The sequence below is a fragment of the Psychrobacter sp. UBA3068 genome (genome assembly GCF_002366815.1).
GTDB classification, from domain to species: domain Bacteria; phylum Pseudomonadota; class Gammaproteobacteria; order Pseudomonadales; family Moraxellaceae; genus Psychrobacter; species Psychrobacter namhaensis.
Map to the genome: position 1 here is coordinate 23,454 of NZ_DFBY01000035.1, position 13,934 is coordinate 37,387.

Here is a 13,934-nt window from a genome sequence, read left to right on the forward strand (position 1 = left end):
TATCAGACTTATCATCTTTATCAGGCTTATCATCTTTGTCAGACTTATTGTCTTTGTCAGACTTATTGTCTTTGTCAGACTTATTGTCTTTGTCAGACTTATCGTCTTTGTTAGACTTATCATCTGTGTTAGAAGAATCGTCGTCAGAAATGACGTCATCACCTTTTAAAACTTCTACAGACGTTACCGCATCGTTGTTAGGGGTCTCTGTTGACTCATTCTCTACGTTATTATTTGGGGAATTATTTGACATATCTTATAGCCCTCTTTATGTTATTTATTGGAAGATGTCGATACTTGATACTAAGCCAGTCGCTTTTTTTATTCAGTATATTAATGTAAATATATGAGACGACAGCTTAGTTTTTCGACATTATATTTAAGAGGTTAAATATAAAAGTCAGTAATTACCACTGCTGTCATGCTTGATAGTTGGATAACTAAGTTTTTGAAATAAATGGTTTTTTATTGACAGGTGCAAGTGCTACCGTATAACTGTGCAAGCCATAGGCGCTATTTTATTTTAAATGGATTATGTGACCTTTCTTAACAGTTCTTAGGTAAAGGCGATGAATCTTTATTCAGCCTGCCACTAAGTGGCTCAGTAAGTATAGGCCATACTATTGAGCGTTTTGTGCTATAGATTTACTACTAGAGTGAATGAAGTAAAGCGCAATTGCGAGACACACTAACGCACTGATACGACTGCCTGATAGATGGATTGCTTCATTACCTAACCAGCCAAAATTATCGATTAGCACGCTCATGCACAGCTGTCCAAAGATGACTGCCACGGTTGCCACAGCAGTACCGATACGCTGTACTGCCACCACCATAATGACAATATAAGGGACGCCGCACAGCGCCCCTAGCAGCTGCCATTTTGGTACATTCATTAAGGTAACAGTATGATTGGGTTCAAAGAAGAATATAAGCAAGGATGTTACTACCGCGCCCACAGAAAAAGTGAGAAACGCACTTTTGAATACGCCAACGTTGCCGCCAAGGCGTCCATTTAACGCTGCTTGTACACTTAAGGTCGCACCGCCAATGATTGCTAGGATAACCATCAATATAAGTGTCATGTGTTTTACCCCTGAGCCATAAAAAAAAGTGCCGCAATAATGAAAAATAAAGCAATAATTCTCTTATTGTCTATTTTTCGTTCAGTGGTTCCAAATAAACCGTAGTGGTCTATGATCAAGCTCTTAGAGACTTGCCCAGCCAGAATGCCAATCATGGTCATCGCGATCCCAATAACGGGTGTCACTACCGTTAATATCACAACGTAAATAGGGCCTAAAATGCCACCAACTAGCAGTAGGGGAGGTTGTGAGAAAAATGATGGGCTGTCTCGTGGACTAAAAAACAACATTAAAAAGAAAGTCAGAGCCGCCCCAACACCAAAAATACTCAATGTCGCCCACAGCTCCCCAACTTGACTCCCTAAAGGTCCAAGTAAGCCTGCTTCCACAGACAATCCCATGCCTCCTAAAATAACAATAAGTACTAACAATATTTGCATGAAAACAACCCTAATAAGCAAGACTGGGTAGTCTACAACAGCTTCTCCCCATAAAAAACGCTACAATGTAGAAATCACCTTTGCATAAGTTGCACAAATGAACACAGTAGATAATATCAGCATAAAAACCTTACTTTTTTATATCAGCGTTTTTAATGCCCAGAGCTTTTCGGTGGTGGCTCGAAAAGAAGGGGTATCTGCTTCTAAAGTGTCACGTATCATCAAACAGTTGGAAGACTCGTTGGGGCAGCAGCTTTTTTATCGTAATACACGCGCTGTTATTCCTACCGAAGCGGGTCGTGTGTTTATGATTTATGCACACTCCATGACCGAGAGTATGAATGCCGCACAAAAGGCGCTTCAAGATAGAACGTTAGAACCGGGAGGACTAATAAGAATCAATGCACCCGTCTATTTTGGACAACGCCACATCGCACCTTGGCTACCTCAGCTTAGTACCCAATATCCTAAACTGCAGATAGAGTTGACGTTGACCGATGATTTTATTGACCCGCATCACTATGCAACAGACGTCATTTTTCGGATCGGGACATTGGATGACTCGGCTTGTCATGCGCGTATTTTTGGTACGCAAACCTATCATCTCGCCGCTTCCCCAGAGTACATAAACAAAAACGGTAAACTGCAAACACCAGCAGATTTAATGCATCATAAATGTTTGGTTTATAAAGGCTCAACAGGACCCAATCGCTGGCTCTTTCAGGCAAAAGATGAAGAATGGGCATCTTACTTAGCACCTGCTTTACTGATGTCCAATAATGCAGAATCTTTGCTAGTGTCCGCGCTCAAAGGCATGGGGATTGTGCTTTTTCCGGATTGGTTGATCGGTGATCATCTAAAAGATGGCACGTTAGTGAAGGTACTGCCTGATTACAATGCCGCTGTGAAAACAACGCCTCAACACATCGCCGCCATTTATCCTAATACACGCCACGTTTCTCTCAATGTCAGAACGTTGATTGATTATTTCGCTCAGGTTTACGGTGAGCCACTGTATTGGCAGCTTATTTAAAACTGTGTATTTGGATAGTGATAAGTATGCTAATGACCATCAGTAGTAGCCGTGCGTTGTGTTTGGGAAGAAAAACACATAAAAATTATCAATAAGTCACTCAGTCAGCAGGGCGGCTAACTATAACGGTACTTACCAGTGTTACTGTAAGGTGCTTGAAAAAGATAAAAAACTTATTAAAAATGATTGAATAACCTTTGTTAAGCCGTCCTCTGGTTTAACAAGTCAAATTGGCAAAACCGATTTTGGACTTTTTTTAAATCAGTGTGAAGCAAATAAACAACGCCACCCGCGCCGTCCTACTATGTGGGCTGAGTGAGCGCTGTAAAATGCTTGAATATTGAATTTGTTACTTTTATCACAGCTGTGCTTTGGCGGTGTTGTGCAATCAAAGTGTGGCCAATCAATCGGAGTATCCTATGGAGCTGGCTGAGCTTTCAGAAAAACAAACCTCAAACAGGCAACAAGGCGAGCGTATCATCCTACGTTTGACCTATATTAGCCGTCATAACCCCGATAATAAGAATATCGAAGTGACGCGTATCCTTGCACAGGCGCAGCGCAATAATGAGCGTAACGGAATTACTGGCGCTTTAGTCATCAATGAGGACTACTTTATCCAGAGCATTGAAGGGGCAAGACCTGTCATTAACGAGCTGTTAAGAAAGCTGGTTAAAGACGATCGGCACTTTTCGTTGCAAGTTATTGAGTGTACTGAGATTGAGCAGCGGCGCTGGAGTCAGTGGTCAATGAAACATTTAACCCCAAGTGAGCACGATACAGAACATGTGCGCAAATTTTCAGCGGGTAAGGATTTTAACCCTTATCTAATGAGCACCACACAAATCGTGAATTTCATTGAGACACTATCGGAAGTTCAAGAAAAACGTACATCTGCGACAACAGATCTTAGTTTTCAATAACGCGGTTGGGTTCAATACAATTTATATGAGAGATGAGATATGACGAACACTACTTTGGAGCCCCATATTTTGGTCAGTATGACCTACGTTAGCCGGGCAAACCCAGATATGTCAGCGGAAGAGTTCAGTGCAATTTTGCAACAGGCACAAGCAAATAATACGGTTAACGCCATTACTGGCATGCTGATTTTTAATAACAACTATTTTTTGCAAACCATCGAAGGATCGAGAGCACAGATCAATCATTTGTTGGATGCTTTGATTGCCGATCAGCGGCATTATGATCTACAGCTGATTGAAACACGTGAATTGAGATGTAGAGAGTGGTCTAGATGGGCGATGAATTATGCTTCTCCAACCAAAGAAAATGCCGCGCTTTATCTTAAATACTCGACGACTGTCAATTTTAATCCCTACTTACTGAGTGCCGAATCCGTACGGGGTTTGATGAGTGAGCTGAGTCAGTAACGAGGGTCGAATGCTTTTGGTGTGTCTTTATTCAAAATAAACACCAAAACGGCTCCTAAGATGATCGCACTTGCCACCACAAACGGTACAGTGAGTTGCTCAGACAAAAAAACCACCCCTAGTAAGGCGGCAAGCACAGGCACGCACAGTTGTACAATCGCGGCTTGTGTGTTTTTTAATAAAGGCATTGCCGTATACCAGATACTATAGCCCATACCAGATGCGATCGCCCCTGAGGCACACGCCAGTACGATACCTTTGGTGGTTATACTCTCTAAATGACTGTTAGTGACGCCTGTGTTATTTAAATATATCCCCACGATGAGCAGGATCGGAACGGCGACAAGGCTTCTGAAAAAGTTAAAACCGGTGGCTCGTAGTGGAGAGATACATGACTTGCCGCGTATGCTATATACTCCCCACGCCACACCGCTTACCGCCATGAGTGTCGCTGCTAATAGTGAAGGTGCTGCCACTGATGGTAGCATTAAGTAAATAAATCCTGCCACAGCTACAAAAAATGCCAGCCATTGCAATGGGTTTAATTGCTCTTTTTTATAGATGCCCCAGCCGATCATGGTGAGCTGAACGGCCGAAAACAAAATCAGCGCGCCCGTACCAGTATCAAGCGCCACGTAGGCAAGCGAAAAGCACAATGCGTACACTACTAGGCTGAAGCTACTCAACCAACTGCCTTTATCGTTTAACAGTGCCTCACGGTCGGTATGACTGTACTTTACTGCTTGGGATCGCAAACGGTAGGCATGAAGCGTCATGATAACGCCCAAACAAACAGCGGCGCTCATTAGGCGAATAATAGTAAAGCCCCATGCATCTATATAGCCCTCTGCCAACGCCATCCTACAAAACAAAGAGTTTGCGGCAAAGGCGAGTAACGCAATAACGGTATAAAACGTGGCTTTCAAAAATAATTCCTACAATTGGTAAGCAGTTTTTCGAATAAAATGGTCAAGAACTGGCCTTGAACCGCTCATTGCTTTTTCAGATGCGCTGCTGCTATCAAAGCAGCTTGCTTATGAGCAAAGCTGATATAACTCCTCCACTATAAAGTAAATATAGTGCTGCTAGGATAAAATTTTGCAGCCTCTGTTAGCAACTGTTAGTAACGGCACAGCACGCAAAAAAGACGTTCCTAGAAGTACATTATAATAAGTGTGCTTCTTTTATTGAATGAACGGTAGCTGTCCTGCTAAAAACTCAGTGACTGATTGTCTCACAACAACACCTATATTGCCGGATTGACTGCAAAGATCTTCTCTTAAGTTGACCCAATCATAACTGGTTTTTGATAAGAAGGATGGGATGACGGAATGCTCAAAGCAACCCCTAGTACCAAACGCAATAGCACAGACAAAAATGATAAATAGGAAATAGAAGTATGGATTGGGCCAGTATTTTTATTTATGACACGACTTGGGTGTTTGCCGTTGAAATCTTAATACGCGTCACAGTGATGTTTGTGCTCATTATTTCGTTTTTACGATTTACCGGCAAGCGCGGTGTTCGTCAACTGTCTATCTTTGAGTTGACTATCATTTTGTCACTGGGTTCGATTGCAGGCGATCCCATGTTTACTGAGGATCTACCTATTATTCAGGCGGTACTGATTATGAGTACCGTTATCTTGCTTTATCGACTGTGTACTTGGGCAATGATGAAGTTTCAGCCTATTGAAAATTTTTTGGAAGGGAAGTCGCTTTATATTGTCGAGGATGGCATGCTGGTGCTTGAGAAGATCAAAAAGGGTAAGATGTCACATGATGAGTTTTTTGCTGAAATGCGCCAACAAGGGGTCGAGCACCTAGGTCAAGTACGGACTGGATTGTTAGAGACAGATGGGAATTTTAGTGTGCTGCTGTATCCACCTAAAAAAACGGTCTATGGTCTGCCACTGTTTCCCAAACAGTATCAAGCAGTAGAAAAAATAGAAATAGGCGTTTGTTATGCGTGCATGTACTGTGGCTATGTCGAGCCTATCTCTGAGCCCAACCAGCTCTGTGTACGTTGTGAGAATCAGTGTAAGAATTGGGCTAAGGCATTAAACAGTCAGATTGTGAGATAGAAAATAGAGTAAATGCGTCATAAAGTGGCGGGTCGCCTTAGTGCTTTTTGGTATCGCCCACCACTTTATCCATGACCGCAAACAGCAAGCCAGATATTACGAAAGTCATGTGAATAATCACTTTCCACATCAATTTGTCAGCATCAACTTCGCCCATTTTACTCGTTATGTCCATAAATGACTTTAACAGATCAATAGCAGAAATAGCGACGATGGCACCGATGACTTTTAGCTTTAGGCCAGAAAAATCAACTTTCCCCATCCAGCTAGGGCGATCATCATGAGTGCCCGTATCAATTTTTGAGACAAAAATCTCGTAGCCACTGAAGATAATAATAAGCAGCAAGCTGGCAACCAATGAGATATCGACCAGCACCAGTATATCCACAATAACACTGGCTTCAGAGGCTACGATGATATCAGCAAACATATACCATAGTTTTTGGACGAATTTGATAAACAGTAAAATAATCCCTAAAACCAGACCCAAATAAAAAGGGGCCAATATCCAGCGACTATTGAATATCATTTTTTCTAGATAGCGTTCAAGGTTTTTTAGCATGGACATCTCTTAAAGTTGTTGAAGGTAAAAGGGTGGAGCGTCTACTTAGCACGGGGTAACTGATTCATTTTAGAAAGCCGTTCAACAACTTTTTGCACCCTCTCACTTCTATCACCGCCAACACAGTAAAATGACTGTTGGTGATCGGTTAACTGACTGGCAAAAAAAGCACTGATCTCTTCACGCTGATGGGGACTGTCACGCAAGTCATCCGCGACCCACGGGGTATCAATGTCGGTCAATATTATCAAATCATAATGATGGGTTAACGCGGCAAGGGTTAACGCGTCGGGACAATCATCGTAGTACCAATTGGCATACACCATTAGCTCAAACAAACTGGTATCACAAAATAAGTAACGGTTTTCATCTGGCATTTGAGCCACTTGTTTGGCCAGTTCGTTCTCTAGCGCTATCTGACCTTGCGCGATAGGGAGAAGGTCATCCCATGTACAAGTGAGCTGCTTGTCATCCCACTTTGCTTGTAGGTAAAGACGCATGTACTCTGGTACCCACAGGCTACCGAAGTATGCGGCTAAGTCGCGACATAGCGTGGTCTTGCCAGTACTTTCTGCCCCTAATACCGCGACAGTAATAACGGAATTAGGCGTATGCTGTATGAGGTTGGGTGCGATAGCGGCGTTGCCATTCATAATAAGCCCAAATTGCGATGAGAGTAAAAATTACGTATTGTAGTGCCGTAAATGTCAGACCTTTATAAAAGTACAAAGGAACGGAGATCGCATCAGCGATGATCCACAGTAACCAGTGCTCAATTTTGCGCCTCGCCATGAGCCACATCGCCATCAAAAAAAGCGCTGTGGTTAGCATATCGGTATAGTCAACCCACGTAAACAGATGCAGGCCGAGTGCGGCGCCATCGAAATTAAAGCCGTTATTAATCACTGGACGAAAGTAATAAACGGAGGCGACAAAAGCGATAGTCGCAGTGGCTAGAGCGGCCAATGTCGGCATATCTTTTATGCTTAAACGTTCAACTTGAATCGTGTGGTGGCCATCAGTGCTTTTTAATGACTCATGTTGTTGCTGGCCCGTGGGGTTTATGTGATCCTGATACTTTTTGTACGCTTTATTCTTCTTATTCTGCGACCAATTCACCCAACCATAGAGACTCATGATGGTATAATAAGCGTTGATAAACATATCGCCAAACAACTGCCATTTCCATAGCAGGTAAACAAAGATAGCGGTGCTGATTAAGCCTACGGGAAAGACTAAAACATTGGTCTTGCTGGCGAGTAAGACACTTGCCACGCCAAATACCACGGCAACCAATTCAAGTACGATGAATACAGTGGGGTAATCCGCGTATTGACCAAACAACCAGTTAATAACTTCTGCCATTAGCATTTCCAAATGTGAGCATTGATTATGTTTTGTGGATCATAACGTTTAGTGAACGTTACGTGTTCGAACTCAGGCTGCTGTCAACCACCGCTAATTATAACGTAGATGCCCCAAAATGAGGCAGTCTTTACTTATTTTTCACAACAAACAGATTATTTGTAACAAAGTATTAGAAAAATAATTATATTCAGGCATAATAAAGGCACTGATTTTAAGTTTACAGTTATTCACTGAAGAAGAACGACTGTTATTTTTCACTTTTATGCTTATCCCAAGCCCTATAGTAGTAGACAAGGAAGCTTATCATGACGACTTGTATCACAGGCACTGGCCTGTATATCCCTCCCTTTAGCATCAGTAATGAAGAGTTGGTAGATTCATTCAACCAGTATGTTGAGAATTATAATGCAAAGCATGCTGATGAGATAGCAGCAGAGACGGTTACTGCCCTTGAGCCATCATCAGCGGCCTTTATCGAAAAAGTATCTGGTATCAAATCACGTTACGTGATGGAAAAAGATGGTATTTTAGATCCGGAGATTATGGCTCCAGTTATTCCTTACCGTAACTTGGGCGAAGAGCTGTCTATCATGGCAGAAATGGGCGCTGCAGCGTTAAAAGACGCATTGGCAGACGCTGGACTTGAGGCCAATGATTTAGATGGCATTATTCTTGCCTGCTCAAATTTTCAGCGCACGTATCCTGCAGTGGCGATTGAGATTCAAAATGAAATCGGTATGATTGGCGGTTTTGCTTATGACATGAATGTTGCTTGTAGTGCGGCGACTTTTGGACTTTCACAAGCCCATGGCTCTATCGTCTCTGGTCTTGCCAAACGTGTCGCTGTGGTCAATGTTGAGATCACTTCAGCCCATCTTAACTGGCGCAATCGTGACAGCCACTTCATTTTTGGTGATGTCGCCACCGCTTCTATCGTCGAAGAACTGGACACGCCAAAGGGTTATGAGATCCTCAACTCTAAGCTGTTCACGCAGTTTTCGACCAATATCAAAAACGAATATGGCTTTATGGATCGTTCTGAGTTTTTGGCGGCCCAGACCGAGATGTATCCTGATATCAAAGAACCAGTGACTGATAAGCTTTTTTTGCAGAATGGTCGTAAAGTCTTCCGTGAAGTCTGTCCAAAAGTGTCAGAAGTCATCACCGAGCATTTGCAAGAAAACGACATACCAACGTCCGATGTTAAGATGATGTGGCTACATCAAGCCAACGCCAATATGTTAGATTTAATCCTGCGTACTGTTGTTGGTAAGGAAGCGGATAAAGCCATTGTCCCAAGCGTTATTGCTGAATTCGCCAATACCAGCTCAGCCAGTCCAATGATTGTCTTCCATCGCTATAAAGATGAGCTGGCGTCAGGTGATTTGGGGGTTATTTGCTCATTTGGTGCTGGTTACTCAATCGGTTCGGTGCTGGTTCGTAAGGTGTAGCGTTTAACCTTAAGTTTTTTGTCGTCATTAAAATAGCTAAGAGTATTCTTAGCTATTTTTTTATGGCCACGTTTTTATGGTTGTGTTTTCAGTGCGTTACTGTAGAGAAACTAAATGATGAGAATACGGTGGCAGTATTTCAGAATCGATATAGCTTGCCAATATAATGGCAAGTTTACTCAGAGGTTTTAATTTAAGCTAAAAAATTTGCTATAATCACCGTCTTACTCCTCTCATCCAATTAAAAGTCCTTTTATGAAAGAATCCTTACGCCTGCGTTTAGACCAGATGGTAGACCGTTATGAAGAGGTCACCGCCTTATTATCAGATCCTAGCGTCATCAGTGATAATAATAAATTCCGTGAATTGTCTGTTGAGCATAGTGACTTGATGGATATCACTACTTTGTGGCAAAACTATGTGCGTGCAGAAACGGATCAGGCCGATGCAGAAGCGATGCTGTCTGATGCCACAGATCCTGACATGAAAGAGATGATGATCGATGAGATTGATAATGCCCGTGATACCATCATTGAGATGGAAGAGGCGCTCAATCTTATGATGTTGCCAAAAGACCCCAATGATAAAGTGCCAGCGTTTCTAGAGATTCGCGCAGGCACAGGCGGCGATGAGGCCGCCATTTTCTCTGGTGACTTGTTCCGCATGTACCAAAAGTACGCGCAGACGCAAGGTTGGACGGTAGAAGTGTTATCTGCCAGTGAAGGTGAGCATGGCGGTTATAAAGAGATTATCACCCGTGTGTCAGGTAACAGCGTCTATGGTCGTCTCAAGTTTGAATCTGGTGTACACCGTGTGCAGCGTGTACCAGAGACTGAAAGTCAAGGTCGCGTGCATACGTCAGCCTGTACGGTTGCTGTCATGCCTGAGGTTGAGATTGATGACACAGTGGATTTGAACCCAGCAGACATTCGTTTTGATACATTCCGCTCGAGCGGTGCGGGTGGTCAGCATGTCAATACCACGGATTCTGCGGTACGTTTGACCCACATTCCAACCGGTACCGTGGTAGAGTGTCAACAAGAACGTAGCCAGCATAAAAACCGTGCACAAGCCATGAAAATGCTGATTTCAAAGATCCAGCAAGTCAAAGTGCAAGCACAGGTGGATGCGGCAGATACCATCCGTCGTGACTTGGTAGGTAGTGGTGACCGTAGTGAGCGTATCCGTACCTACAATTTCCCACAAGGGCGCATGACTGATCACCGTATTAATCTCACGTTATATAAGCTTGATTCTATTATGGAAGGCGATTTGGATGAGATTCTTGATGCGTTGTTGCGTGAGCATCAGGCGGATTTGATGGCCAGTATTGGCGGTGGTGACTAGAATCTAGCCCTACAAAAATTTGTACTTTTCCAAAGGTCTCTACGTTTTTACCGCTGTTTTTCTAATAATAAGCACTGATTTAATTTTTCTATTTTCGTTTATCCCTTTAATTACCCAATAATATTGAGAGTGTTATGTCAAAGCACAACAATCAAAATCAGAACCAAGATCAAACCCCACTAGAAGACGCTAACGAGCTGATTGCGCAGCTACAAGCCAAGCTAGACGATATCAGTGCTTCAGGCAAACAGCCGTATCCGAATACATTTAAACGCACTGATTATGCAAAAGATTTGCAAACGGCATTTGATGGTATCTCAAAACAAGAAATTGAAGAGAAAGTGGCTAACGGGGAAAAGACACAGGTCAATGTGGCAGGACGAGTCATGCTCAACCGTGGATCATTCATTGTGATTCAAGACATGACGGGCCGCATTCAGTTGTATGTTGCCCGTAAAGAGCTGGATGATGAAACACGGGCCAGTATTAAATCACTAGATTTGGGTGATATTGTTGGGGTGTCAGGTTATATCGGTCGCTCAGGAAAAGGGGACCTATATGTACATATTGAAGAGATCACTCTGCTAACCAAATCACTACGCCCAATGCCAAATAAGTTCCATGGCCTCGCCGATGTAGAAGCACGCTATCGCAATCGTCATCTGGATTTGATGACCAATGAGACGACGCGTGATACGTTTATGATTCGCAGTCAAGTCATCAGCGGTATCCGTAAATTTATGCTTAATGAGCGCTTCATGGAAGTCGAAACGCCAATGATGCATCCTATCCCAGGTGGCGCGGTGGCGCGTCCGTTTGTGACCCATCATAACGCCTTAGATATGCCGCTGTATTTACGTATTGCGCCTGAGCTTTATCTCAAGCGTTTGGTCGTTGGGGGTTTTGAGAAAGTATTTGAGATTAACCGTAGTTTCCGTAATGAAGGGGTGTCAACGCGTCATAACCCTGAATTTACTATGATTGAGTTTTATCAAGCGTATGCTGACTATCATGACTTGATGGATTTGACTGAACGCTTATTTAATGAGTTGGCGATAGATATTTTGGGCACGACAGAGATTACCTATCAAGAAGAAGCCATTAGTCTAAAAGCGCCTTTTGCCCGTCTGTCTATGTCTGATGCGATTGCAAAATATGCCGAAAATTTCGATATGGCACGTATCAATGATCGTGAGTATCTAGCAGAATACGCGTCAACGACACTTAAGCAGCAAGTGAAAGATGTGTTTGGTGTGGGCAAATTACAAACCATTATTTTTGAAGAAACCGCTGAACATCAATTACGTCAGCCCACCTTCATTACTGAGTATCCAGCAGAAACCTCACCACTGGCACGCCGTAGTGATGACAACCCTGAAATCACCGATCGGTTTGAGTTATTTATCGGCGGTCGCGAATTGGCCAATGGCTTTAGTGAGCTTAATGACCCAGCGGATCAAGCAGAACGCTTCCGTGGGCAGGTTGCTGAAAAAGATGCTGGTGATGATGAAGCCATGCACTTCGATGAAGAGTATATCGAAGCCTTGTCTTATGGTTTACCACCAACCGCAGGTGAGGGTATTGGTATCGACCGCTTAGTGATGCTATTGACTGACTCGGCCAGTATTCGTGATGTGATCTTATTCCCACATATGCGCCGTAAAATTGATTAATGATTCATCGGCTTTAATCAAAATCGCTTAGTGAATATAAGACAATCGCTTGTCGAAACAGTAAGAAGCCAGACGAATGCGCTGGCTTTTTGCTATAATAAATATCGAAAAATAGTATTCAAAATAAGCACTCTAACTACTTGGCACAATGGATAGCTATGTCGCAGCAATATCAAGTTTTAGCTCGCAAATACCGCCCCAAAAACTTTCATGAGTTGATTGGGCAAACGCATGTCTCCCAAGCGTTGATCAATGCGATTGACTATAATCGTCTGCATCATGCCTACCTCTTTACAGGGACGCGCGGCGTGGGTAAGACGACGATTGCGCGCATTTTATCTAAGTGTTTGAACTGTGATACAGGCATTACTAGTACCCCTTGTGGGGTGTGTGATAACTGTGTGGCCATCGATCAGGGGCGCTTTATTGATCTTATTGAGATTGATGCCGCTTCCCGTACCAAAGTCGAAGACACTCGTGAGCTATTAGATAATGTTCCTTATGCGCCAAGCCAAGGTCGTTACAAGGTGTACCTCATCGATGAGGTACACATGCTCTCGACCCATAGCTTTAATGCGCTACTTAAAACGCTAGAAGAGCCGCCTGAGCATGTGAAATTTTTGCTGGCGACGACGGATCCACAAAAATTGCCAATTACCATTATCTCTCGCTGCCTGCAGTTCGTGCTGCGTCCGCTACCGCAAACGCTACTTAGTGAGCATTTGGCCAATATCCTGACCCAAGAGCAAGTGACTTACACTCAGCCAGCACTTTGGCAGCTGGCAAGTGCGGCCAAAGGCTCAGTACGGGACGCTCTGTCATTAACAGATCAGGCGATCGCTTTTGGTCAAGGGGCGCTTGATGATGCCACCGTCAATGCGATGCTTGGTTTGATTGATGCGGCTGACTTGGTTAGCTTGATCACAGACATCTATAATCATGACAAATCTGCCGTCGCCGCCCATGTTGAGCAAATGCGTGCGCAGATGGTTGATGCCACCAGTATGTTCGATGGCCTCGCTGAGCTACTACATCAATTAGCATTGACTCAACTATTACCTGAAGTTGCTTTAAATGTGAATGAGGCGCAGGCACAAGATATCAATGCACTCGCTCAGCACATCAGTCCAGACGTGTTGCAACTCTATTATGAGATCGTCGTACAAGCGCGTGAAGGCGTTAAGCTTGCCAGTACGCCCATGCAAGCGCTTGAGATGTGTATCTTACGCCTATTGGCTTTCCGTCCGCTGCCTGTCGATGAAGTGTTAAGTAGTACCTATGATAGTCCTAAGTCCTCTTCAAAAGCACCCGCGATAGAAAGCCGCTCTTCTACTCAGTCGTCAAGCGACAAGGCGCACGCCGCTTCAGTGCCACCACTACAGCCTTATGATGTTGATTATCAAGGGCAAAGCAATGAAGTGCTGAAACGTGACGACTACGATGATAATGAATTAAGTGTAGATCAGATTTATAGCCATGAGCCTGAACCAGTTGTTGAGCC

Annotated in this window: 14 protein-coding genes and 1 pseudogene; 8 read left to right on the forward strand and 7 right to left on the reverse strand. The window is 43.5% G+C overall.

Going from position 1 to position 13,934, the window contains the following annotated elements; genetic code table 11:
- From B2P60_RS08675 to B2P60_RS08685, 3 genes and pseudogenes are all read right to left on the reverse strand, one after another.
- A pseudogene (locus B2P60_RS08675) lies at positions 1-253 on the reverse strand (hypothetical protein); the annotation flags it as partial.
- Positions 254-620: 367 nt separating this feature from the next.
- A complete protein-coding gene (locus B2P60_RS08680; protein WP_230710130.1) occupies positions 621-1,085 on the reverse strand; it encodes a DMT family transporter in 465 nt (154 codons plus the stop codon).
- 5 nt (positions 1,086-1,090) lie between these two features.
- Positions 1,091-1,525 (reverse strand): DMT family transporter, encoded by a 435-nt coding sequence (locus tag B2P60_RS08685; protein ID WP_193004794.1) that lies wholly within the window; start codon positions 1,523-1,525, stop codon positions 1,091-1,093.
- A 97-nt stretch (positions 1,526-1,622) separates the two neighbouring features.
- Here B2P60_RS08685 and B2P60_RS08690 point away from each other — a divergent pair, with 97 nt between their 5' ends.
- The 3 genes from B2P60_RS08690 to B2P60_RS08700 all read left to right on the forward strand — a co-directional run bounded on the left by B2P60_RS08690 (position 1,623) and on the right by B2P60_RS08700 (position 3,949).
- Positions 1,623-2,558: a LysR family transcriptional regulator gene (locus tag B2P60_RS08690; RefSeq protein WP_286740795.1), complete on the forward strand. Its 936-nt coding sequence runs from the start codon at positions 1,623-1,625 to the stop codon at positions 2,556-2,558.
- 395 nt (positions 2,559-2,953) lie between these two features.
- The gene (locus tag B2P60_RS08695; RefSeq protein ID WP_286740797.1) at positions 2,954-3,481 is read left to right on the forward strand and encodes a BLUF domain-containing protein; all 528 of its coding nucleotides are present in this window, start codon (positions 2,954-2,956) and stop codon (positions 3,479-3,481) included.
- Between the two features lie 39 nt (positions 3,482-3,520).
- Positions 3,521-3,949, forward strand: a complete 429-nt coding sequence (locus B2P60_RS08700; RefSeq protein ID WP_230710125.1) for a BLUF domain-containing protein — start codon at positions 3,521-3,523, stop codon at positions 3,947-3,949.
- Here B2P60_RS08700 and B2P60_RS08705 read toward each other — a convergent pair.
- Entirely contained in the window at positions 3,943-4,875 is a 933-nt protein-coding gene (locus tag B2P60_RS08705; RefSeq protein ID WP_286740798.1) for a DMT family transporter, read from the reverse strand. The two genes, B2P60_RS08700 and B2P60_RS08705, sit on opposite strands and share 7 nt — an antisense overlap.
- Before the next feature lie 473 nt (positions 4,876-5,348).
- Here B2P60_RS08705 and B2P60_RS08710 point away from each other — a divergent pair, with 473 nt between their 5' ends.
- Positions 5,349-6,032: a DUF421 domain-containing protein gene (locus B2P60_RS08710; RefSeq protein ID WP_286740799.1), complete on the forward strand. Its 684-nt coding sequence runs from the start codon at positions 5,349-5,351 to the stop codon at positions 6,030-6,032.
- Between the two features lie 37 nt (positions 6,033-6,069).
- Here the strand turns inward: B2P60_RS08710 and B2P60_RS08715 are convergent, their stop codons facing one another.
- From B2P60_RS08715 to pnuC, 3 genes are read right to left on the reverse strand one after another with little or no spacing between them, the layout of a single operon-like run.
- Positions 6,070-6,594 (reverse strand): TIGR00645 family protein, encoded by a 525-nt coding sequence (locus B2P60_RS08715; RefSeq protein WP_193004800.1) that lies wholly within the window; start codon positions 6,592-6,594, stop codon positions 6,070-6,072.
- Between the two features lie 41 nt (positions 6,595-6,635).
- Entirely contained in the window at positions 6,636-7,247 is a 612-nt protein-coding gene (locus tag B2P60_RS08720; RefSeq protein ID WP_286740800.1) for an ATP-binding protein, read from the reverse strand.
- Positions 7,198-7,959: a nicotinamide riboside transporter PnuC gene (gene pnuC / locus B2P60_RS08725; protein ID WP_230710117.1), complete on the reverse strand. Its 762-nt coding sequence runs from the start codon at positions 7,957-7,959 to the stop codon at positions 7,198-7,200. Before pnuC ends, B2P60_RS08720 begins: the two co-directional genes overlap by 50 nt.
- A 308-nt stretch (positions 7,960-8,267) precedes the next feature.
- On the opposite strand from pnuC, the gene B2P60_RS08730 reads away from it, so the two are divergent.
- The 4 genes from B2P60_RS08730 to dnaX form a co-directional block, all read left to right on the forward strand.
- Positions 8,268-9,413, forward strand: a complete 1,146-nt coding sequence (locus B2P60_RS08730; RefSeq protein WP_193004803.1) for a beta-ketoacyl-ACP synthase III — start codon at positions 8,268-8,270, stop codon at positions 9,411-9,413.
- A gap of 255 nt (positions 9,414-9,668) precedes the next feature.
- Positions 9,669-10,760: a peptide chain release factor 1 gene (gene prfA / locus B2P60_RS08735; RefSeq protein WP_193004804.1), complete on the forward strand. Its 1,092-nt coding sequence runs from the start codon at positions 9,669-9,671 to the stop codon at positions 10,758-10,760.
- 134 nt (positions 10,761-10,894) lie between these two features.
- Positions 10,895-12,433, forward strand: coding sequence for a lysine--tRNA ligase (gene lysS / locus B2P60_RS08740; RefSeq protein ID WP_198333606.1), 1,539 nt, complete (start codon positions 10,895-10,897; stop codon positions 12,431-12,433).
- A gap of 158 nt (positions 12,434-12,591) precedes the next feature.
- A partial coding sequence (gene dnaX / locus B2P60_RS08745; protein ID WP_286740802.1) for a DNA polymerase III subunit gamma/tau occupies positions 12,592-13,934 on the forward strand: 1,343 nt, incomplete at its 3' end.